This window comes from Nonlabens sp. (assembly GCF_018401815.1).
Lineage (GTDB): Bacteria > Bacteroidota > Bacteroidia > Flavobacteriales > Flavobacteriaceae > Nonlabens.
Map to the genome: position 1 here is coordinate 182,643 of NZ_JAGYKG010000002.1, position 21,832 is coordinate 204,474.

A 21,832-nucleotide genomic window follows, 5' to 3' on the forward strand; every position below is an offset into this window, starting at 1 on the left:
AGCGTTGCGCTTTGGATTTTTTTGGAACTAAAAAAGTACCAGAACTCAACTACTCTTTTAATGAAATGCAAAAACTTGCAATGGATGTGGTTGAAAGAAGTATATCTGTTCCTGGTGTACAACCTAAATTGTCTATGAGCCTTTCAAATAATATAGAAAATGAAAGTAATCAAAGGCTTACAGTAGTAGGTGCTTTAGGTGGTAATTACATTTTCAAACCGCCCAATAGCAACTTTGTTGAAATGCCAGAAAATGAACATCTAACCATGCGTATTGCAGAAGCTTATGGTATCAATGTCGTTAAGTCATCTTTAATATATTTAAAATCAGGAGAATTATCTTATATCACAAAACGTATCGACAGAAAAAATGATGGTTCTAAAATACATATGATTGATATGTTTCAAATTACTGAGGCTTTTGATAAATATAAAAGTTCCATGGAACGTGTGGGAAAAGCTCTAGGAGACTATACTAGTAATACCTTATTAGATAAACTATTTTTATTTGAACTTACCCTATTTTCATTCCTAACTGGAAATAATGATATGCACCTTAAAAACTTCTCGATGATTAAATCCGATTTTGGATGGGCATTATCTCCTGCCTATGACCTACTAAATGTTACAATTGTAAATCCAGAAGATTCTGAGGAATTAGCACTAACCATATCAGGTAAAAAGAAAAATATCACAAAGAATAATTTTGTTGACTTTGGAAGGAAGTTAGGTCTTACTAATAAACAAATAGATAGTGTTTTTTCTCGTTTTTCTAAAAATAAAATCAAAGCGATTCAACTCATTGAAAGCTCATTTTTATCCTCAAAAATGAAAGACAGGTACCTTAGTGTTTTAGAAAAAAGATACAGTAGATTAAATGAAGATTTTTAAAAACTACTTGAATTTGAGATTATTAACCCAATATCTTCCTTTAAAAAGTTCGAATTCCGTCCCTCTGCGCCCACTTTAAAAAACCACCAGCTAACGCTAGGTGGTTTTATTATGCAGTCGGGAGAATCACGGCCGGTGCTACAACTCGCACATTGCTCTCGCAATGTCGTTCTCCGACTCCACTTTAAAAAACAAACCCTTTTAAATCAATTACTTAAAAGGGTTTTTATTTTTTGTAAGGTTTTATTAAGTATTTAATTTAATGCAGTTTAGGGTTCGAACTATTCATTAATATCGATTTTCCAACCTATACCATTTATCATCTCTTTAACTTTTATTACCCCATTTATAAGCTCATCAAAAGATGGACTATCACCATAAATCATTTGCTCTCTCATAATTTTATAATCAGCATCCCACTGACCTAACAAATGATCTGGTGGAATAGGATTAATAGTCTGCGGTTGATGAAGACTATAATCAACGCCACCTACTTTTGTAAATATCATTCTATGATTAACAATAATCTCATACAATAACTTGTCTTTCATTGATTTTAGTGCAAAACCACTTTTATGTAATTGATAAACGTCATATAAATGCCTACTCAGACGCTCTACTCTAATTTTCTCTTTTGGACGCTGAAATTCTTCGTGTAGTAGAAATACCTTTTCTAGAAAAGTTCTTTCTGGGTTAACACATGGGATATTAATGATCTCTTCTACAAAGACAGCATCCGGAAATTCATCGTCAATCGCGGACTGTATTTGTTTTATGGTAAATGGTTCTTGTAATGAGCGACAACCAATTTCAATTTGTACTCTTGGTTTAATATAACCAGGAGATTCTATGACCGTTTGATAATAGACCTCTATTATTCTAGGATCTTGATCACTTGATAAGGGTTCAATAATTTGTATCTCTATTTCTCCTAAATCAGCCTTATTTAATGATTCAATAAACAGAGGTAAGAAAGTATATTCTAAATACTCGCTTGTAGCTTTGCGTAATTTAGTGCGTTCTTTTTTAGTTAAATCACCACTAAAGCCCATAAATTTTCTGTCTATGGCTAGATCTATATCCTCTGAAAAGCGTTCTATTAATTTCCAAGCCTTACTTAAACTTGTTCCGCCTTTGAAAACAAGATGACCACCTATTTCCATTTTAAACAAATGCTTTAAAACTTTATTCACCCACCAATCTTTTTCAATAGCATAAGCAGGAATTCCTGTTCTTACTGCTGTCTGATTCAAGATGTCAACTTTTGCCTCTCGGTCTAATGATGCAAAATTAATTTTATTCATTCTTCAAGGCTTTTGTCATTATTTTTCGAATCCAAACAGGAGCTAAGTCTATATCATGTATCAAATGTTCTTCATTTTCCGATCTGAGTAAATCTAAAATCTGTTGTTCCTCCTTTTTAGACAACTTACCTTTACCAATAACCCTTAAGGCTTGTATAACCAAACTACTAATCTTTCCTTTGGCTTTTAAGTTTTTTGGTGTAGTGCGTTTCAGCTTTATGGATTGTTTTCCTATTTTAATTTCTCTCGCAGCACCATCCGTTAGAAAAGTTAAATTAAGTGGGATCTGCTGACTTAAACCTAAGGCATGCAATGCATAAACTCCTGTCGGTATTATTTTTATTTGATCTCTTTTTGCAATACCATAAGCTACCTCTTCAGCAGATGGCAGCACTTCACCTATATAATCATTATTTTTAGGTCTAACATAGATTCCTTTAGCAATCCTTTTGATAAAATTAGTTTTATAAAGTCTATGCAATGCAAGTCGTACAGCTTCTGAAGACCCTAAATTTTTAAAGTCTTCGGGAAATAAAAGTGTCCCAATGTTGCTAGAGTTGATTTGATTTTTTATCTTTTCTTCTATACTAACCATTCTAATTGATATAATTTATTTGTAACAAAAATAGTAAATATTTGTTACAAATATTACAAGGGTCTTATTTAGAATATTTCTGAACGTATTTCAAAACTATCTGAATTTAAGATAATTAACTCCATATCCTCATTCAAAAAGTTCGAACTCTTTCGCTCCGACTCCACAAAAGGTCTTCAGCAATGAAGACCTTTTTTTATGCCCTTACATTAAGGTTGCTCTACCTTCTGCATCACAGAATTTCCATGAGTATCGTAATATCGATAGAGTGTCTGTTCTGCATCAGATTTGATGAGTAAATAACTGCTGTTATCAAAAGAGCTGGTATTAGTTGCTTTGGCGCCAGATAAGTAATCAAACAAGGCAGGAAAAACTCCTATAGAACTTGTAACTGTTTTTTGAAACGGATCAAAATCCTCAGGTGCTTTTACCGCGTATAAGGCGTTAAAAACACTTTCCTTAAGTGCCAGGTCTTTCTCTGGCTGCGTATAAGCAGCCCCAGTATGGGTATAACCTACAAATCCTCCGTGGTCTGCCACAATTAAAATAATTGCTTCTGGATCATTGAATTCGATGAATTGAACCATATCAATAAGCTGTGACGAAATGGACTTGATCTCTTCGCGGTAGTTGTTTTTTTCAAAGGCGATTGCGTCTTCTCGGTCTTTACTATAGGAGATATGACCTGGATGAAGAATCTCTACAAAGTAAAACTGAGGATCTTCAGAGGTGCTTAAAACTTGGGACTTAAAATCTTCCATATAGTCCTTTCCTAAAAAATAGTTAGGTAACAAAGGGGACAGTTCCCTGCGGTCTACATTATTGGTGTCATAATAAACCTCTGGATAATTGAGCATGAGATAAGAGTGTTCTAAGATCAAATGGGTCTTATATCCATTAGTTACAAAGGTTTTTAATACCGGATTATCTCCAAGAATAATATCTCTAGCATTCATCAGTTCATTATTCATATCTCCATAATGCAAGTAGTGATGTTGCGCGGTAAACAAGGTACTGTTAGAAGCAAGGGTAGTAGGATAATTGCTTCTAAACTCCGCATTAAACTGGAAACCTTGTGCTTTCATAGTATCGTAAAAGCTTTGGTTATCTAATTGGTAGATTTCGTTATTTGCCGCTTGCTCACCTACATATCCATCTGGCTGTAGCAAATACACATTGGGCTTCTGTTGAAAGACACTGGATTCAAAGGCCATAGGTTGCACCCAGTCTTCACTAGAGAGGACCGACGAGCTTATAAAAAAAAGTAATTGGCCTGAAGCAATTAGGCACATGATACTGAGAAGCAAAACAATTTTCTTATAGTGTTTTGCTGTAAAAAAGGAAGCCGCTATTGCTAATAGAGCAACTAATATCAAGGCTTTCCACCTCCATCCTAAATAAATAGAAAGAGAGAAGATAATGGAGAAGTTGATCAGCAAAAAGGACCAGTACAATTGTGCCCTTCTTTCAGGCATCTTTCTTTTAAATAACAAATCAAGTAATAGAAACAGCAAGCTTGGTAACAAGACAAAACAAGCTATAAAACTACTGAGTTGTTGCCATGAATTGACTAAGGTGTAGTTTTTAAGGTATAAATAAATGATCGCGTAACAACCGGGTAGTAGGGTGACTGTCCACCAATAGTGATTTTCACTAGACAGGTATTTTACTATTTTATCCTTCATGTCGTTCAAAAAGAAATAAGGTGCGTTCGGTACCTTCGATTTTCTCTGATTTGATCAATTTAAATTGTTGTTGGTACGCTTTCGCGAAAGCGGAAACACTATAATCATCAAATAAATGACGAGCATCTCGTTTGCTATCCAGTATAAACTTCACCCAGCTGTCTTCTCTGTCCGGAAACTCAATGATCAAATACGGAGATAATTTTGCAAAATAAGCAGCACTCATCTCAAAGGGAACATTTCCCGTCAAGCTGATGTGATGGATCAAAGCAAGAGCCATAGTCACCTCTGGTTGAAAGTCCATCACTCGAGAGGTAAAAGAATCTCGTTCGTTATGATGGAATCCTATAGCCGGTGAAGGCTGCATCAAATCGCAAACCAAAGGAATAAGTTTGTTTTCTTTTGATTTTAATTGGTTCAAATAGCATTGATCTATCGCAGGTTGGTCGATATCACTCACAATGATCTGATCTGCTTGGTCTAGTAATTCCTTGGCAAAGGTACCGTCATTGCCACCTAGGTCGATTATTTTACGCGCTTCTATAGCGGCACACCATTCTTTAATAAGTTTCTTTTTAGTATGAAAGGAATCTGCTTGATAATTGATCTGATCATAGTAACTGGACCACTCTGTATTTTCTTTAGAAGTCATAGCATCTATATACTGTTCTAGAGCTTGCAACATTTTTATCTGAGAAGACTTGGAAAGGTGTGCTTCTGTGCTTTCTGTTTTTTCAGAGTTTTCCTGAGCGTCAGATTTTGAAAGCAAATGGATATGACTAAAAATAATAGGGTGGAATCTAGCGGTAAAAGGCAACTGTCGTTTTACGTCACTTAAGGCCATCCCGTTGATAGAATGTTGCAGGGTTTTTAAATACTGCCCACCGTATTTTTGAGCGAGAAGTAAAGGTCCAAAAAAATGTTCGTTAAATTGCTTTAAGGCTCTCCAAGGCGTATTTGCTTTATATTGCTCGATACTCAAGGTATCTATAAATACGGCTTTACCTTTATAAAAGGCGATGTTAAATGCACTAGCATCTTTTAAAGAAAAGTTATTTTCTAAAAGAAACATTTGAAGCCTAAGGGTGAGTTGTGCAGCGTGTTTGTACTGGCTAAAACTCCATTCATAAGGGTAAGTGATAAAATCCAGTTGCTCTGGAAGAAGAATAATCTTTTCTTCATCGACACTGATTTCCTTATGCGGGATGAGCCATTTTTTATCAAAAAGCTTTTGATAAATCCCAGCATTTTTTGCCGCGTGGTACTCTTCAAAATACACCGGATTGATCTGTCGGTAAAAGACCGCTTTTTCTCTGTATACAAAACCAGAGGGATCTCGGTATGAAGACGGATGCCTAAGCATTAGTTCTCTTCAGAATCTTGTTCATAGTTGCTGTCAAAACTACTGTCTTTTTGTTGTTTTTTTAAACCTATCCAACCTTTTACGGTGGTAATGACTTTTTTGTAGAATAAAACAAATCCGGCTAATGCAGCTATTGCCGCTTGAGCGATCATCATTCCTAGTCCAGGATCAAAATAAAGCAAGTAATTCATACTGGCAATTTAATTAATTATTATGCTATAATAGAATAAAACACACATTTTGCAGTAGGAGAGTAGAAGTATCTTACAGCTGTGCAGCCACCAGCTCATTGACCCACTCCAGAAAACGTTCGTCTTCTGCGTTAAAAGCATGGGCGGTATTGCTATCTATATCGATCTGTCCAATGTTTTTAGCATTCTTAAACATCGGAATAACGATCTCACTTTTCACGTGAATGCTACAAGCGATGTAATTATCTTGTGCATGAACATCATCTACCACAAAATTTGCATTAGAAACAGCCACTTGACCACAAATCCCTTTACCAAATGGAATCACCGTATGGTCGGTAGGCTCTCCAGCTTGATTCCATAAATGTAGCGTTGGTTCTGTTTCATGAGCCATATAAAAACCTACCCAATCATAAGTAGCTATAGCCGATTGAAGTAAGTCACAAATAGCTTGCATTTTATCCTTAATCGCCACTTCTGGCTGATTGATAATGCTACTAACCTGAGGTTTTAATGCGTCTATTGTCATGGGTAAATAATAAGATGCAAAGCTAGTTCATGGTTTTGTTTTAATAACTAACTTTACACAAAATATTGAATATTGAAAGCCTTAATACCCTATTACCCAGTTTTTAAGTTTGTATCTATTTTTGCAATGTTGTACATCCTTTTTTCTATTGGGTATCATTTTTTCTTAGGTGTGGAATGGGATCAACAGCTTTATCCAGACCCCATAACCGCTCAATTAAGTTATCAGACCCAAGAATTATTAAGGTTTGTGGGCTATAACGCGCAGGCCTTAAATTCTCCAGCACACCCTTCGGTAACCATATTTATTGATGAGTTTAAAATATTTCGCATCATAGAAGGTTGTAATTCTGTTAGTGTAATGATCTTATTTACCGCTTTTGTGGTGGCTTTTTCTAGAGGTTGGAAGAAGACACTCTCTTTTTTACTGTTTGGAATAGTATTTATATATATAGTGAATTTAATCCGACTGGCAGTTTTAGGGATCGTTTATTACGACTATTCTGCTTATGCCGATTTTTCTCACGAAATCATATTTCCAAGCGTTATCTATGGAGCGGTAGTATTGCTTTGGATTTATTGGACTAGAAATGTAAAGCCGAAGGAAGTTGAATAAAACCTTATCTATAGTTCTTGTAGTGATCTCGTTGCTAGGTTTAGCATGCGTCCGATTGTTAGAAAATGACTTGTTTTACGATCCCTTTATATCTTTTTTTAAATCTAGCTTTCAATCACAACCGTTACCAGATTTAAATAAGGGGCTTTATCTTATCTCGACACTGTCTCGTTACTTCATCAACTTATTATTTACGGTGGTTATTATTTGGTTATTGTACAAAAATAAAGAGTATGTCAAAGCTACCTTATGGGTTCATTTGTTTGCTTGTATCATTTTATTAGGGGTATTTTTTATTTTAGTGCCTCTAGAGGAGGAATGGGTAAAGATGGCCTTGTTCTATATTAGGAGATTTTTAATACATCCTCTTTTACTATTTATTTTAATTCCGGGCTTTTATTTAGCTTCTAAAACCAATCGCACCACCTAAATACATTTTATTTTTAGACATAAAAAAACTGGTTACCAAGGAGTAACCAGTTTCTAAGAATAAAATTATTTTAATCTTATTTAGGGTCTAGAATCATATCGATTCTTTCTTCTAAATCTCTTAAGTGAATTTTTGATAGTCTATCGCTAGTGCGATTAGTTGCACGAGCAACATCTCTTTTAAGCAGTTCTAATTCAGCACGTACAATAGGTCTGATGTCGCTTTGTGCTACATCAATACTAGTGCCTCCAAAACGTCCACGTGGAGCATCATTAGTCATAATAAAGGCTAATCTTTCTACATAAGCTCTCTGTAAATTACGACGGTAACGATCGATGGTCTGGCCTCTTGCAAGTTCTTTAAAAAGACCTTTTCTCAATTCGGTCATCATGTCTAGTAATCCGTAAGCATCGTCACCGTTTACCTCTTCATTTTCCATAAGACGAGCCATACGACCAAAGTCAAGAACATTGTTCAACGTGCGTTCTTGTATGCTGCGTATTCTTTCGATTCCGCCAGCAGGCTCAATTTTGTTAAAAATGTTTTGATCAATCAACCATTCAGGTGTTTCAAATAACTGAGTGTTTAAGAAAGCCATCGCTCGTTGTTGCTTGTCTTTAGAAGCATGCTCATAAACAGCACCTTCTTGACCGTATGCTTTGTAGGTTTCTTTAATTCCACCTATGTTACCAGCAACATGACCCATATAGCGATTGAACTGTCCTACAAGTTGACCATACATATTATCTAATTCGTCAAAGTTTTCTCCTTCTTCACCAGTCCATGTTCCTAAATTAGGAACGATACGTTTTAGGTTTTTAATACCGTAGTCACTTGCTAGCATAGAGTCATCTCCTAAATCTTCTGTTTGAGAAGTATGGTCTACTACACCAAATTGCTGACGGCCAAATCTATAAACTGGATCCCCAGCTTTTTCAAGAATCCAAGCGTCAAGAGTTTCTTTTTCTTCTTTAGCTGTTTTATCTAAAATAGGCTTGTAACCCCAAGCAATAGAATATTTGTCATAAGGACCTACTTCTGGCATTAAAGCTACATCACCATCTTCTGGTTGTGCTACATAATTAAAACGTGCATAATCCATAATAGAAGGAGCAGTTCCAAATTCTTTTGTAAAAGCAGGATCTCTCAATTTTTCTACTGGATAAGCAATAGAGCTTCCCATATTATGAGGTAGTCCTAAGGTGTGTCCTACTTCATGAGAACTAACAAAACGTATCAAACGTCCCATTACTTCATCATCAAAATTATTCATACGAGCATCAGGATTGATAGCTGCAGTTTGAATAAAGAACCAATTGTGTAATAAAGTCATTACATTGTGATACCAGTTGATATCACTTTCCAGAATTTCTCCAGATCTTGGGTCACTAACGTGAGGTCCATTTGCATTAGGAATAGGAGAGGCTAAATACCTTACAACAGAATAACGCACATCTTCTGGACTCCATTCTGGATCTTCTTCTTTAGTAGGAGCATCTTTTGCGATAATAGCTTCTTTAAAACCAGCAGCTTCAAAGGCAACTTGCCAGTCTTCAATACCTAGTTTGATGTATTTTCTCCACTGTTCAGGTGTCGCAGGATCTATATAGTAAACAATTTGTTTTTTAGGCACTACCAATTCACCCGCTTTGAACTTTGCCAGGTCCTCATCTTTTACTTCCAACCTCCATCGGTCTAGGTAAGTAACTGTTTTCGTTTTTTGATCATTAAGTCCATAGTCCTGTTGTCCTCTAGCAAACCATCCTACGCGTTGATCAAAGTAACGCCTTTTCATAGGCACTTTAGGTAAAAGAATCATAGAGTTGCTCATTTCTAAAGAAATAGACTGAACACTACTATTAGAAGGAGGGTCACTAGATAGGTAGGTTTTTACATGTCTAGACTCAATATTTAGAGGGTAAGAACGCAACGTGTCTATATAAGATCTAGAATCATCTAGCCTACTAACTTTGTAGTTACTTCTGGCTCTTTGTGGGAACCCAATTGCCTTTACGTCTTTAGAAAAGAAGTCAGTAACGTCTATAACGGTATTGTTGGTTACACTATCTTTTTTAAGTGCCTTTATAGGGAAAGAGTAAAGAATAGGTTCAAAATTAGAATTTTCTACCGCAATACTCACTGGCAAAGAATCTGCTGCCACAACTTCGTGAGAAACTACTCTTAAAAGAACGTCTTTGTTGATCTTTTGCCATCTTAAGGTTTGAGTGTTTTGCTTTCCACCACCAAAGCCTATACCTGCAGCGGTTTTTGCGATACGAGTTACCATTAACATCTCTCTGTTAAAAAGGCTGTCTGGAATCTCATAGAACCACTTATCTTCTACATGGTGCACCGTGAATAGCCCTTCATCACTCTTTGCTTCTTTAGTGATGACCTTAGAATAAGGCTGTATATCACCCTTTTTGGGCTTTTCAGTTGTAGCTGTTTTGTTTTCTGTCGCTTTCTTTTTCCCTTGGAAAATCGAGCAGCTAGTTGTTATAGATCCTACAAGAAGCAGTACCATCAACATTTTAATTGTTCGCATTGATTTATAGTTTTTATTGATGTTCTAAATATATTATGATAAAGTTCATTATTTCTTAACAAGGCGTTAACGCGAAAGAAGTTTTCTTCATTTGCACCAAAACAACACTTTAGTTACAATCACATTCCGCTTAGCGAAAGTGATATAGCAATCCATCACATATAATTTCTTACAAATACAGTTGTAATAAGTCAAAAGCTATTTATAATTCCTAGGAGTGTTGGGTTACTTTTGATACATCTATAAATTTCTTTGGGTATAGAGTTCCGAACTTCAATAAAATACAGGTTGCGTTGTGCAGCGCAGTTACTTCTATTTTAGTTCCACGTTCTCTAGAAGTAATAACCTTCCATTTTTTTCAGGTAGTTTATAAATGGAAAAAGAGGCGCGAGGTCTCGATTTTTTTCTAAAGGACTTGATGCCCGCTAGGAATATTTGGTAGCACTAATTGAGGCTGTTTCCTTACAGCTTATAAAAAAGTAAATAGCACGAGAATGTCAAGGTTATGATAGCTAAACTGTTGGAGTAGATTTATATGTTGATCAAAATAGCGTTTTGAGTAATTGAGGGAGCAAATAAAAAAAGCCATCTCTGGAGAGATGGCTTGATTTAAATAAGAATTTTAAAATGAGTTACATCATTCCACCCATGCCGCCTGGCATGCCACCACCTGCACTGTCTTCCTTAATCTCTATAAGGGCACACTCTGTAGTGAGGATCATTCCAGCAACAGATGCTGCATTTTCTAATGCCACACGAGTTACTTTTTTAGGATCGATAATACCTTCTTTAAGCATGTCTACATACTTATCGTTTTTAGCATCATAACCGTAATTTCCTGAGGATTCTAGTATTTTAGAAACGACAACGCTTCCTTCACCACCTGCGTTTTCTACTATAGTTCTTAAAGGAGCTTCTACAGCACGAGCTACGATAGCGATTCCAGTTTCTTCATCAGCGTTATTTGCTTTTATTTTAGCAAGGACGGCTTTTGCGCGTACAAGAGCCACCCCGCCTCCAGCGACAATTCCTTCTTCTACAGCTGCACGAGTGGCATGAAGAGCATCATCTACACGATCTTTCTTTTCTTTCATCTCTACTTCACTTGCTGCACCTACATAAAGTACGGCAACACCACCAGCAAGTTTTGCCAGACGTTCTTGAAGTTTTTCTTTATCATAATCGGAAGTGGTATTCTCTATTTGGGATTTGATTTGTCCTATACGAGATTTGATATCAGCATTTTTACCAGCTCCATTAACAAGAGTGGTGTTGTCTTTATTGATATCAACTTTTTCACAAGTTCCCAACATTTCTAATGTGGCATTTTCTAGAGTAAATCCTCTTTCTTCACTTATTACAGTTCCACCAGTTAAAATAGCAATATCTTCTAGCATTGCTTTTCTGCGGTCACCAAAACCTGGAGCTTTAACAGCAGCGATTTTTAAAGAACCTCTTAGTTTATTTACTACTAGAGTAGCAAGGGCTTCTCCATCTACGTCTTCAGCAATGATAAGAAGTGGTTTACCAGTTTGAGCTACAGGCTCTAAAACAGGCATCAATTCTTTCATAGTAGAGATTTTCTTGTCAAATAATAAGATATAAGGGTTCTCTAACTCAGTAGTCATCTTTTCAGAATTGGTAACGAAGTACGGAGATAAATACCCGCGGTCGAACTGCATTCCTTCAACAACATCCACATACGTTTCTGTTCCTTTTGCTTCTTCTACGGTGATTACCCCTTCTTTACCTACTTTTCCAAAAGCTTTAGCGATAAGATCACCTACCACTTCGTCATTGTTGGAAGAAATAGAAGCTACTTGTTTGATCATCTCGCTAGAGTCACCTACTTTTTTTGCTTGCTTTTCCAAGTCCTTAACGATGGCTTCCACAGCTTTGTCGATACCTCGTTTTAAGTCCATTGGGTTAGCACCTGCAGCGACGTTTTTCAAGCCTTCTTTTACGATTGCCTGAGCAAGTACTGTAGCGGTAGTAGTTCCATCACCTGCAAGATCGTTCGTTCTTGAAGCAACTTCTTTTACCATTTGAGCACCCATGTTTTCTAGTTCATCTGAAAGCTCAATTTCTTTAGCAACGCTTACCCCGTCTTTAGTTACTATCGGAGCACCAAATGATTTACCGATAATGACGTTGCGACCTTTAGGTCCTAAGGTTACTTTTACTGCATTTGCAAGTGCATCTACTCCACGTTTGATTCCGTCTCTTGCTTCAATATCAAATTTTATGTCTTTTGCCATTTTTTAATGCTTTACGCCTTATGCTAAAGGCTGTTTTATTGATTTAATTTTTGTTTTAAACTGTAAATCTTTCTTTTTATCAAATTAATATTTTTACGAAGCTTTTGAACTTCTTACTAAATATAATCTAAATCATTTGAAAGAATTAAAAGGTTTTCTACCTCACTTGCAGACCCTAATGCTATAGTTAGAAATCTGTTAAATTCAGCGTCACTATCTCTACCGCATCCATCACTATTATTAGTCAGCGTAGAACTAGTTGCTCTTTTTAGTTGAGATAAATTTCAGATTTTGGAAAATCATTTGTAAGACGATAAACCTTTTGCTTCAATTCATGACTTAATTTCCAAATGTCGTATTTTCTAGAATCTCTCATTTACCTTTTGATTTGCTTAAGGCATACAGCTTAGAGCTTGTAGCAGGTTTTTATACGATTGCAAGAATATCCTCCTCGCGCATGATTAAATAATCGCTACCGTCTAATTTTAATTCGGTACCACTGTATTTTCCATAAAGAACTTGGTCCCCAATTTTTACAGTCATCTCGTGATCTTTTTTTCCTTTTCCTACAGCAACAACTTTTCCTTGTTGTGGTTTTTCTTTAGCGGTATCAGGAATATATAAACCTGAAGCTGTTTTTTGTTCAGCGGCAGTTGGTTCTATAACTACTCGATCTGATAAGGGTTGAATATGTAATGCCATTTTAAAAAATGTTTATATGTTTATTATGATCATCATAGTTCCATAAATGTGCCAATTGTCCTTGACTGACAAAACTGCTGTAAATAAAAATATCCAGCTTTAAGGCTGGATATTTTGTCAGTTATTGCTGTTGTATAACGTACTATTTGTCAGTAGGTGTTTCTTCAGTTGAGGTGTTTGCTGGGCTTGATGTTTTTACAGGAGCTTCTACAGGTAGCGGTTCTGTAACTTTAATGGTACTTTGCTCTTTTCCTTGAATAAGTGTTGTACTGGCAAGGAGGATAAGCACTAAGAGAGTTGTAGAAAGAACCCAAGTACTTTTATCTAAAAAATCACCAGTTTTTTTCACACCGCCTAGTTGCTGCGTTCCGCCGCCACCAAAGCTAGATGATAATCCGCCACCTTTAGGGTTTTGTACCATAATCACTACGATTAGTAAAAAGGAAACCAATACTATAAGCGCTAAAAAGATATAAAATGTTGTCATTATGTAGGATTGCTTTGTAAATTCTTAATTTCTTGAATTTGGTCTGCAAAGAAAGCACTTTTTTCTGGATGTTGCAATACTAAAACCTCATAAGCTTTCAGAGCTTTAGAATAGTTGTTCTGAGCGAGATAAACTTTGGCTAAAGTTTCTGTCATGAACTGACTCGGATCTTGAGAGTGACTGGTTATATTTATAGCGGTACTGGGTGATTTCCGAGGCTTGATTTTTGGCTTTTCAGCAAGGAATTGATCAATGCGAGCCATTTTTCTTGCACGCTCATCTCTTTCTTGAATGTCCTCCTTTACCTTTGTAATTGATGTAACAACCTCGTCCACTTCTCTTAGATTTTTTTCTTGGGGTGCTTTCTTTCGGTCTATAGGTGTTAAGGTAGTTAAACGCAACCATTGGGAGAAACTATAGGTTTCATTTTTATCAAACTCTAATGGTTCTTTTTCAATGGAAGTCCTTTTCTTCTTTTCAAAAAGAGCTGCATCGGTGTCTTGATTATGGTTGTTACGGGCGTTAAGATCTTCCTCAACAAAGCGCAGACTAGAAATAGCATCAGAGTCAGATGTCATTTCTTCTTGTTGTAGCAATTTGATGTGTTGACTTACTTTATTTTGACTAAAGGATTCTGAGGTGATAAAATCAAATAAGACCGATCTATCTGTGGTGTGTGCGGCAGTTCGTTGCAGCTCTTTGTTGTACAATGGGCTGCTTTGATTTTTCAGACCTTTGAGGTAGATGATGCGCGCCGCTTGAAAATAAGGGTATTCTTTTAAAATATCGGTTAATGCACTAAGATGGTCCACGTGAATGGTTTCCGGTTGTGCCAAGACGTTGTTTATGGAAATCGCATCTACCATTTTGCTAGGGTATCGTTAAAAATATCTTGAGTAATTTGCTCAAATAGAACTTCTTTTGCCGTTTCTAAAGTGCTGCCCTGTAATTGTGAGTTGGCATCATAATCAAAGAAGAAACTGTATTTTTTTTCAAAACTTTCTTCGTCAATTTTCGTATTGATAAACCTTAAATTTACTTCTAGTGTAACTCTGTTTTGGGCAGCTCTACTATCTGCAGTGGCAGTCATTGGAGCTATGTAAAACCTAGTAATCTCACCTTGGTAGATATAGTCACCGTTTGTAGGTGTCAGACTTAATCTCGACTGATCATTGATAAGATCTTGTAATGCAAGTGTAAAGTCTCGCTCTAATCCGGGTTCTACTAGAACAGCCTGATAACCAAAATAATCCACTTGAAAAGTCTTGATGTCGGCAGGAAGTGTGACACCACTTAAGCTGTAAAAGCTACAGGAAGTCAAGCTTAAAAAAGCAAGTGCGACTAGTAAGAAGTGCAAGTTTTTAAAGATCATATTGTTTGATTTTACGGTAAAGGGTGCGTTCTGAGATTCCAAGATCATCGGCAGCAGCTTTTCTTTTGCCTTTATGTCTTTCTAATGATTTTTTTATCAATTCTATTTCTTTGTCTGCTAGAGAAAGTGATTCTTCTTCTACTATTTCTTGTGCAAAATCATATCGGTCTACTGCTGCTGAAGCTTCTGCAAAATGATTAGTTTCTGAGCTAGAGGTGCTGGATGCAGCTACTGATTCTTCCTGATTAAAATCATAAGCATTGTCAATCACCTCTTCATAATCCTGCTCGCTACTTTCCTGACTGCCATAAATACGTTTGATCAAGCCTGGATTCTCTTCTCTTACGTCTTTGGAATTACCGCTTTCCATGAGTTCGTTGGTCAACTTTTTAAGATCGTTGAGATCATTTTTCATATCAAACAAGACTTTGTATAAGATCTCCCGCTCGTTAGCAAACTCGCTGTCGCTTTTTTTCTTTTCACCGATTACTGCTGGTAAATTTTTTCCTGCATCAGGTAAATAGTGTTGTAACATAGTTGCGGTAATGTTCCGCTCCTTTTCTAAAACACTAATTTGCTCGGCAATGTTGCGCAGCTGCCTGATGTTACCGCTCCATCTGTAATTAGTAAGCATGGAAATGGCATTGTCATCCAGGCGTAGCGTAGGCATTTTATACTTCATAGCAAAGTCACTGGCAAATTTTCTAAAAAGCAAGTGAATGTCCCCTTTGCGTTCTCTTAATGGGGGTAAATCTATTTCTACGGTACTCAATCGGTAATAAAGATCTTCTCTAAATTTACCTTTTTCGATAGCTTCAAATAGTTTTACATTGGTAGCTGCTACGATGCGCACATCGGTTTTTTGTGTTCCTGAAGATCCTACTTTTAGGAATTCTCCATTTTCCAATACGCGCAATAAGCGTACTTGAGTAGGTAGAGGGAGTTCTCCAACTTCATCAAGGAAAATAGTTCCTCCATCAGCTACTTCAAAATAGCCGGATCTAGTGGAAGTAGCGCCTGTAAAAGCTCCTTTCTCATGGCCAAATAATTCAGAGTCTATAGTTCCCTCAGGAATAGCACCACAATTGACTGCGATATATTTTGCGTGTTTTCTAAATGATTGGGAATGAATAATTTTAGGAATACTCTCCTTACCAACACCACTTTCTCCAGTGACGAGCACAGAAATGTCTGTAGGAGCAACCTGTAAGGCTTTTTCTATAGCTCTATTAAAACCAGGATCGTTACCTATAAGTTCAAAACGTTGTTTCACCGATTGTACACTTTCCATATTAGATTGTTTTGTACGTTAATGGCCCTTCCATATCGCTGTAGCCTATGGCTTTTCCTATTAAGGTGGCACTGGTGCAATCCGTAATTTCTACCATAACGTATTCGCCTACTTTATAATTTTCTTTATCAAAAATAGCCACATAATTTTGTGTGTTACGTCCTGCCCAATGTTGATCAGATTTTTTAGATTCTTTTTCTATAAGGCACTCAACAGTTTTACCTACAAAGTATTGTGCTCTTTCATAGCCTGTTCTTCTTTGAACAGCGATGATTTCACTAAGCCTGCGGCTTTTAGTGTCTTCGGGCACATCATCTTCTAATTTGCGGGCCGCCATGGTGCCAGGCCGCTCGGAATAAGCAAACATAAAACCATAGTCGTATTTGACATATTCCATAAGGCTCAATGTATCTAGATGGTCTTCTTCGGTTTCAGTAGGGAATCCAGTAATCATGTCTTGAGAAACGGCACATTCTGGAATAATTGCGTGAACGCGATCGATGAGTCTCATATATTCTTCACGAGTATGCAAGCGGTTCATTTCTTTTAAAATACGATTACTTCCAGATTGAACAGGTAGATGAATGTAGTTGCAAATATTTCTGTGCGCTGCGATAGCATGAAGTACGTCATCACTAATATCTTGAGGATTACTAGTAGAAAAACGCACTCTTAAATGTGGGTGCGCATTAGCTACTTTATGTAATAATTGAGCAAAATCAACCGCCGTAGCTTTGGCCATTTTACTGGCTTTTTTAAAATCTTTTTTGAGTCCACCACCATACCAGAGGTAAGAATCTACATTTTGACCTAATAAGGTGACCTCTTTAAAGCCTTTATTCCATAGATCATTGACTTCTTCCAGAATAGAATGTGGGTCACGGCTGCGTTCCCGGCCACGAGTAAAGGGAACCACACAAAATGTACACATATTATCACATCCTCTGGTGATGGATACAAAAGCAGTTACTCCATTAGAGTTCAATCGCACTGGGGCAATATCTCCGTAGGTTTCATCTTTAGAAAGAAGCACGTTGACCGCTTCGCGACCTTCATCGATCTCTGCGACAAGGTTAGGCAGGTCTTTATAGGCATCTGGTCCTACGACCATATCTACGATCTTTTCTTCTTCTAGAAATTTAGATTTCAAACGTTCGGCCATACAACCTAGAACACCTACTTTCATATTAGGATTTTTCTTATTCTTAACACGGTTGTATTTTTCTAGTCTTTTACGAACGGTTTGCTCTGCCTTATCACGTATGGAACACGTGTTGACCAATACTAGATCTGCTTCTTCCATATTGTTAGTGGTATTGAACCCCTCTTTTGCTAGAATAGAGGCAACAATCTCGCTGTCAGAAAAGTTCATCTGACAGCCGAAACTTTCAATATACAGTTTGCGCGTATTTTTTGCGTTGTGTTCCAATAACACAGCAGTTCCTTGTTTTTCTTCTTCAATAATCTTTTCCATCAGGCGTTATCTTAAATATAACCTTGCAAATATATGTATTTTGAAAGTATTGTGACACAATGTCAGCATGATCTTGATGCCTATTCTTTGATTTTTTCATCGGGCTATCGATTTTAAATTAGGAATTTCAAGTTCTTGAGAAAGAAGGGTTTTTATGGAAATCGCGCTTTCGCGAAAGCAAAATACCAACAATTCCCCACCTCAAATCAAATATATTTATAGGTGAATTGGCATTTGAACTCGACAGCTCGATAATCTAATCACCAAGTCCTGAACGTTTTAAAATAAAAGCATTCTTTTTAACTAGTTGTTTCACAGTTGTTTGCAGGGTTAAAAAAAATAACGCATACCTTTGTAACTCAAAAAATAAAGCTTGATGGCAAAGAATCTTGTTATTGTAGAGTCGCCGGCAAAGGCAAAAACTATAGAAAAATTTCTTGGAAAGGATTTTAAAGTAGAGTCCAGTTTTGGACATATTGCAGATCTTCCATCCAAGGAATTAGGGGTAGATGTGGATAAGAATTTTGCTCCCAAATATGTAGTGAGTAGTGATAAGAAAGATCTCGTCAAAAAACTCAAAAAATTAGCTGCTGAATCAGATATGGTGTGGCTGGCTAGTGATGAAGATCGAGAAGGAGAGGCAATTGCATGGCACCTGTCAGAGCAACTTGATCTTAAAAAGGAAAAAACCAAAAGAATTGTTTTTAACGCTATTACCAAAAGTGCCGTTCAAAATGCCATTGCTAATCCGAGATCCATTGATTACGATTTAGTAAATGCGCAACAGGCACGTCGTATTCTAGACAGAATTGTAGGTTATGAAATATCTCCTATCTTATGGCGGAAGGTAAAAGGTGGTGCTAGTGCAGGTCGGGTTCAGTCAGTGGCTGTGCGATTAATCGTAGAGCGTGAAGATGAAATCTTAAACTTTAACTCTGAAAATTTCTTTAGGGTTGACGCCGATTTTAATACCACAGATGGGTCTTTATTAAAAGCAAAGTTACCGGGTAATTTAAAATCACTTCAAGCAGCTCAAGATTTTCTTTTGGTGAATAAGGGAGCGAAATTTGAGGTAGCTGATCTGGTAAAAAAGCCAGCAAAAAAGTCGCCAGCACCTCCGTTTACGACTTCGACGTTACAACAAGAAGCTTCTCGAAAATTATTTTTTAATGTGAGCCGTACCATGCAACTGGCACAACGCCTTTATGAGGCAGGACTCATTACCTATATGAGAACCGATTCGGTAAACTTAAGCAATGAAGCCAAACAAGGAGCACAAGAGGAAATAGGCAAAGCTTATGGAGCACAATTCCATAAAGAGCGCAATTATAAGGGGAAATCTAAAGGCGCCCAAGAAGCGCATGAAGCGATACGTCCCACTAATTTTGCTATTCACAGTTCGGGTGCAGATCGAGATCAGACCCGTCTGTATGAATTGATTTGGAAAAGAGCCATTGCCAGCCAAATGAGTGATGCTAAATTGGAACGCACCAATGTTAGCATTGCGGCAGACACCCACGATAAGAAATTTACTGCAAGTGGAGAGGTGGTCAAGTTTGAAGGCTTTCTTAAGGTGTATTTAGAAAGTACCGATGATGAAGACTTGGAGCAACAAGGATTATTGCCAGATCTTAAAATAGGTCAACACTTATTATATCATAGAATTACAGCGACTGAGCGTTTTTCAAGACCTCCTTACCGTTACACAGAAGCTTCATTAGTAAAGCAATTAGAAGAATTAGGAATAGGGCGTCCATCAACCTATGCTCCTACGATTACTACTATACAGAATAGAAAATATATCGAAAAAGGCCAATTTGATGGTCTAGAGCGTGATTACGTGCAACTTATTTTAAGTAAAGATAAGATAGCAGAGAAAAAGCTAACCGAGAAAACAGGCTCTGATAAAAATAAAATGATTCCTACAGACGTAGGTCGAGTGGTTAATAATTTTCTAGTAGAACATTTTGGTAGTATTTTAGATTATAACTTCACTGCAAATGTGGAAGAGTCTTTTGATAATATAGCCGAGGGTAAAGAAGAATGGACCGATATGATGCGTCTTTTCTATAAGAATTTTCATCCTACAGTACAAGATGTTGCAGAAAACGCAGAGCGAGAAGTAGGAGAGCGTGTGTTAGGTACCCATCCGGAAAGTGGCAAACCTATAAGTGTGCGATTGGGTAGGTTTGGTGCTATGGCGCAAATCGGAAGTGTGGAAGATGAAGAGAAGCCTGAATTTGCCAGCTTACTACCTACTCAAAACTTGAATACCATCACGCTAGAGGAAGTAATGGAATTGTTCAAGTTACCAAGAACAGTAGGAGAATATAAAGGTCACCCTGTAGAGGTCAATCAAGGGCGTTTTGGTCCTTATGTCAAGTTCAATGAAAATACGTTTGTAAGTCTAGAAAAAGACGATGATCCCATGACGCTTACTTTTGAACGTGCTGCAGCGCTGATACAGATGAAGGAAGAAGCAGATGCTCCTGTTTATATTTATGATGAGCAACCCGTTACCAAAGGTGCCGGTAGATTTGGGCCCTACATCAAATGGGCAGGGATGTTTATATCAGTGAATAAAAAATACGATTTTGATCATCTTTCTAATGACGATATTGAAACCTTAATTAAGGACAAGATTCAGAAAGAGAAAGATAAATTAATTGTAGACTGGGAAGAAGAAGGCATACGTATTGAGAAAGCCCGATGGGGAAGGCACCATATTATTAAGGGTAAAATCAAAGTGGAGATTGCCAAAGAAATCGACCCATTAAAGGTGACCATAGAAAAAGCTCAAGAGCTGATTGCAAAAAAAACGCCAAAGAAAAAAGCTGCTGCTAAAAAGAAAGCCCCTGCTAAGAAAAAAACACCTGTTAAAAAGAAACCAACTAAAAAATAAATGCCAATGGCTTTAGAATTTCTAAAACCTCTTCATGATGATGTGGTAGCTCATGCTAAGTTACAACCAAAGCAAACTATAGCAAAAACGATTCGTTTACATACTGCTGCTGATGGCTTACCAGACCTTAATGGTGTCAATCTGGTTGTGATAGGTGTTTTAGAAAATCGCAGGGATGCAAACGCTTTGTTCCAAGTAGAGGCCTTAGATCAGGTTCGAGAAAAGCTCTACGAGCTGTACCCAGGGAACTGGACCAGCAACATGGCAGATTTAGGTGATGTACACGCTGGGGATACGGTAGACGATACGTATTACGTTGTCCAACAGCTGACCACCTATTTTTTAAAAGCATCTATTATTCCTATTTTTTTAGGAGGCAGCCAAGATTTGATGTATCCCATTTACAGAGCTTTTGATGAGTTTCAACACATGATTAATGTGGTCAATATAGACTGCAGGTTTGATTTAGGAGATATTGATTTACCGATAACCTCTCGCAGTTACATAGGTAAGATGATCACAGAGAAGCCCTATAATTTGTTTAATTACAGCAATCTGGGGTTTCAGACTTATTTTAATTCCCAAGATGAAATTGATCTTTTGGACAGAATGTATTTTGATGCGGTTCGGTTAGGTCATTTGGATAAGGATATTACCCTGGCAGAACCTGTGTTGCGTGATGCCGATGTAGTAGGGGTAGATATGAGTGTGGTGCGAGCAAGTGATATCGCTTTTGCGAAAGCAAACCCCAACGGACTTGATGGAAAGCAGATATGCACTTTATCGAGGTATTCTGGCATCAGTGATCGACTAAAAGCATATGGAGTCTTTGAAATTAATAGCTATGAGAACACTGGTTTACAGTTAGTAGCTGAAATGATCTGGTATTTTGTAGAAGGGTATAATTACCGAAGTTTTGAGTATCCTATCGATGTGTCTAAAAACTGTTTGACGTATAAAGTGCCGGTAGAAAATGAAGTCCTTACCTTTTATAAATCCGTTAATACTGGGCGATGGTGGATAGAATTGCCTTTTATTTCCTTAATTAATAATAAACTGAAGCAACATACGTTATTACCTTGCGATCGACGAGATTATGAAATGGCTTGTGATCAAGTCCTGCCAGATAGATGGTTGAAAGCGAGACGTAAAAACGAAATATAAAAGTTAAAGGCACTTTTGTTTCAATTTAATGAGAA

19 protein-coding genes and 1 pseudogene are annotated in these 21,832 nt (G+C 37.0%); 5 read left to right on the plus strand and 15 right to left on the minus strand.

What is annotated here, in order from left to right; translation table 11 throughout:
• The first annotated feature begins 11 nt into the window (after nucleotides 1-11).
• Nucleotides 12-890: a HipA domain-containing protein gene (locus KG732_RS05125; RefSeq protein ID WP_367271482.1), complete on the plus strand. Its 879-nt coding sequence runs from the start codon at nucleotides 12-14 to the stop codon at nucleotides 888-890.
• A 281-nt stretch (nucleotides 891-1,171) separates the two neighbouring features.
• Here KG732_RS05125 and KG732_RS05130 read toward each other — a convergent pair whose 3' ends face one another.
• The 6 genes from KG732_RS05130 to KG732_RS05155 form a co-directional block, all read right to left on the minus strand.
• A complete protein-coding gene (locus KG732_RS05130; protein WP_213521395.1) occupies nucleotides 1,172-2,194 on the minus strand; it encodes a nucleotidyl transferase AbiEii/AbiGii toxin family protein in 1,023 nt (340 codons plus the stop codon).
• Nucleotides 2,187-2,789, minus strand: coding sequence for a DUF6088 family protein (locus KG732_RS05135; protein ID WP_213521396.1), 603 nt, complete (start codon nucleotides 2,787-2,789; stop codon nucleotides 2,187-2,189). Before KG732_RS05135 ends, KG732_RS05130 begins: the two co-directional genes overlap by 8 nt.
• A gap of 209 nt (nucleotides 2,790-2,998) precedes the next feature.
• Nucleotides 2,999-4,474: a hypothetical protein gene (locus KG732_RS05140; protein ID WP_213521397.1), complete on the minus strand. Its 1,476-nt coding sequence runs from the start codon at nucleotides 4,472-4,474 to the stop codon at nucleotides 2,999-3,001.
• Nucleotides 4,464-5,837, minus strand: a complete 1,374-nt coding sequence (locus tag KG732_RS05145) for a class I SAM-dependent methyltransferase (protein ID WP_213521398.1) — start codon at nucleotides 5,835-5,837, stop codon at nucleotides 4,464-4,466. The genes KG732_RS05140 and KG732_RS05145 overlap by 11 nt, the downstream gene beginning before the upstream one ends.
• On the minus strand, nucleotides 5,837-6,028 hold the full coding sequence (locus tag KG732_RS05150) for a hypothetical protein (protein WP_213521399.1): 192 nt from the start codon (nucleotides 6,026-6,028) through the stop codon (nucleotides 5,837-5,839). The genes KG732_RS05145 and KG732_RS05150 overlap by 1 nt, the downstream gene beginning before the upstream one ends.
• 73 nt (nucleotides 6,029-6,101) lie before the next feature.
• Entirely contained in the window at nucleotides 6,102-6,557 is a 456-nt protein-coding gene (locus KG732_RS05155; RefSeq protein WP_213521400.1) for a GAF domain-containing protein, read from the minus strand.
• Between the two features lie 72 nt (nucleotides 6,558-6,629).
• Between KG732_RS05155 and xrtF the strand changes: the two genes are divergently transcribed.
• The gene (gene xrtF / locus KG732_RS05160) at nucleotides 6,630-7,172 is read left to right on the plus strand and encodes an exosortase family protein XrtF (RefSeq protein WP_213521401.1); all 543 of its coding nucleotides are present in this window, start codon (nucleotides 6,630-6,632) and stop codon (nucleotides 7,170-7,172) included.
• The gene (locus tag KG732_RS05165; RefSeq protein WP_213521402.1) at nucleotides 7,165-7,602 is read left to right on the plus strand and encodes an exosortase F system-associated protein; all 438 of its coding nucleotides are present in this window, start codon (nucleotides 7,165-7,167) and stop codon (nucleotides 7,600-7,602) included. The genes xrtF and KG732_RS05165 overlap by 8 nt, the downstream gene beginning before the upstream one ends.
• A 76-nt stretch (nucleotides 7,603-7,678) precedes the next feature.
• Here the strand turns inward: KG732_RS05165 and KG732_RS05170 are convergent, their stop codons facing one another.
• From KG732_RS05170 to miaB, 9 genes and pseudogenes are all read right to left on the minus strand, one after another.
• A complete protein-coding gene (locus KG732_RS05170; protein WP_213521403.1) occupies nucleotides 7,679-10,147 on the minus strand; it encodes a zinc-dependent metalloprotease in 2,469 nt (822 codons plus the stop codon).
• 632 nt (nucleotides 10,148-10,779) lie between these two features.
• Nucleotides 10,780-12,405, minus strand: a complete 1,626-nt coding sequence (groL, locus tag KG732_RS05175; protein WP_213521404.1) for a chaperonin GroEL — start codon at nucleotides 12,403-12,405, stop codon at nucleotides 10,780-10,782.
• A gap of 116 nt (nucleotides 12,406-12,521) precedes the next feature.
• A pseudogene (locus KG732_RS13145) lies at nucleotides 12,522-12,781 on the minus strand (four helix bundle protein).
• Nucleotides 12,782-12,831: 50 nt separating this feature from the next.
• The gene (groES, locus tag KG732_RS05185; protein ID WP_213521405.1) at nucleotides 12,832-13,107 is read right to left on the minus strand and encodes a co-chaperone GroES; all 276 of its coding nucleotides are present in this window, start codon (nucleotides 13,105-13,107) and stop codon (nucleotides 12,832-12,834) included.
• A 142-nt stretch (nucleotides 13,108-13,249) separates the two neighbouring features.
• Nucleotides 13,250-13,594 carry a preprotein translocase subunit SecG gene (gene secG, locus KG732_RS05190; RefSeq protein WP_213521406.1) on the minus strand — a complete coding sequence of 115 codons (345 nt, stop codon included), beginning with the start codon at nucleotides 13,592-13,594 and terminating at the stop codon, nucleotides 13,250-13,252.
• Nucleotides 13,594-14,460: a hypothetical protein gene (locus tag KG732_RS05195; RefSeq protein ID WP_213521407.1), complete on the minus strand. Its 867-nt coding sequence runs from the start codon at nucleotides 14,458-14,460 to the stop codon at nucleotides 13,594-13,596. The genes secG and KG732_RS05195 overlap by 1 nt, the downstream gene beginning before the upstream one ends.
• Nucleotides 14,454-14,966 (minus strand): LPS assembly lipoprotein LptE, encoded by a 513-nt coding sequence (gene lptE / locus KG732_RS05200; protein WP_213521408.1) that lies wholly within the window; start codon nucleotides 14,964-14,966, stop codon nucleotides 14,454-14,456. Before lptE ends, KG732_RS05195 begins: the two co-directional genes overlap by 7 nt.
• A complete protein-coding gene (locus KG732_RS05205) occupies nucleotides 14,956-16,257 on the minus strand; it encodes a sigma 54-interacting transcriptional regulator (RefSeq protein ID WP_213521409.1) in 1,302 nt (433 codons plus the stop codon). Before KG732_RS05205 ends, lptE begins: the two co-directional genes overlap by 11 nt.
• A gap of 1 nt (nucleotide 16,258) precedes the next feature.
• Entirely contained in the window at nucleotides 16,259-17,731 is a 1,473-nt protein-coding gene (miaB, locus tag KG732_RS05210; protein ID WP_213521410.1) for a tRNA (N6-isopentenyl adenosine(37)-C2)-methylthiotransferase MiaB, read from the minus strand.
• Nucleotides 17,732-18,107: 376 nt separating this feature from the next.
• On the opposite strand from miaB, the gene topA reads away from it, so the two are divergent.
• Together topA and KG732_RS05220 are read left to right on the plus strand one after the other, a co-directional pair.
• Nucleotides 18,108-20,633, plus strand: coding sequence for a type I DNA topoisomerase (topA, locus tag KG732_RS05215; RefSeq protein ID WP_213521411.1), 2,526 nt, complete (start codon nucleotides 18,108-18,110; stop codon nucleotides 20,631-20,633).
• A 6-nt stretch (nucleotides 20,634-20,639) separates the two neighbouring features.
• Nucleotides 20,640-21,797, plus strand: a complete 1,158-nt coding sequence (locus KG732_RS05220; protein WP_213521412.1) for a formimidoylglutamase — start codon at nucleotides 20,640-20,642, stop codon at nucleotides 21,795-21,797.
• Nucleotides 21,798-21,832: the final 35 nt, after the last annotated feature.

What these genes read in the sequence shown, in the direction of transcription:
- KG732_RS05130 (WP_213521395.1), bottom strand. Translation starts at nt 2,194, where the DNA reads ATGAATAAAATTAATTTTGCATCATTAGACCGAGAGGCAAAAGTTGAC.
- KG732_RS05135 (WP_213521396.1), bottom strand. Translation starts at nt 2,789, where the DNA reads ATGGTTAGTATAGAAGAAAAGATAAAAAATCAAATCAACTCTAGCAAC.
- KG732_RS05140 (WP_213521397.1), bottom strand. Translation starts at nt 4,474, where the DNA reads ATGAAGGATAAAATAGTAAAATACCTGTCTAGTGAAAATCACTATTGG.
- KG732_RS05145 (WP_213521398.1), bottom strand. Translation starts at nt 5,837, where the DNA reads ATGCTTAGGCATCCGTCTTCATACCGAGATCCCTCTGGTTTTGTATAC.
- KG732_RS05150 (WP_213521399.1), bottom strand. Translation starts at nt 6,028, where the DNA reads ATGAATTACTTGCTTTATTTTGATCCTGGACTAGGAATGATGATCGCT.
- KG732_RS05155 (WP_213521400.1), bottom strand. Translation starts at nt 6,557, where the DNA reads ATGACAATAGACGCATTAAAACCTCAGGTTAGTAGCATTATCAATCAG.
- KG732_RS05170 (WP_213521403.1), bottom strand. Translation starts at nt 10,147, where the DNA reads ATGCGAACAATTAAAATGTTGATGGTACTGCTTCTTGTAGGATCTATA.
- groL (WP_213521404.1), bottom strand. Translation starts at nt 12,405, where the DNA reads ATGGCAAAAGACATAAAATTTGATATTGAAGCAAGAGACGGAATCAAA.
- groES (WP_213521405.1), bottom strand. Translation starts at nt 13,107, where the DNA reads ATGGCATTACATATTCAACCCTTATCAGATCGAGTAGTTATAGAACCA.
- secG (WP_213521406.1), bottom strand. Translation starts at nt 13,594, where the DNA reads ATGACAACATTTTATATCTTTTTAGCGCTTATAGTATTGGTTTCCTTT.
- KG732_RS05195 (WP_213521407.1), bottom strand. Translation starts at nt 14,460, where the DNA reads ATGGTAGATGCGATTTCCATAAACAACGTCTTGGCACAACCGGAAACC.
- lptE (WP_213521408.1), bottom strand. Translation starts at nt 14,966, where the DNA reads ATGATCTTTAAAAACTTGCACTTCTTACTAGTCGCACTTGCTTTTTTA.
- KG732_RS05205 (WP_213521409.1), bottom strand. Translation starts at nt 16,257, where the DNA reads ATGGAAAGTGTACAATCGGTGAAACAACGTTTTGAACTTATAGGTAAC.
- miaB (WP_213521410.1), bottom strand. Translation starts at nt 17,731, where the DNA reads ATGGAAAAGATTATTGAAGAAGAAAAACAAGGAACTGCTGTGTTATTG.
- topA (WP_213521411.1), top strand. Translation starts at nt 18,108, where the DNA reads ATGGCAAAGAATCTTGTTATTGTAGAGTCGCCGGCAAAGGCAAAAACT.
- KG732_RS05220 (WP_213521412.1), top strand. Translation starts at nt 20,640, where the DNA reads ATGGCTTTAGAATTTCTAAAACCTCTTCATGATGATGTGGTAGCTCAT.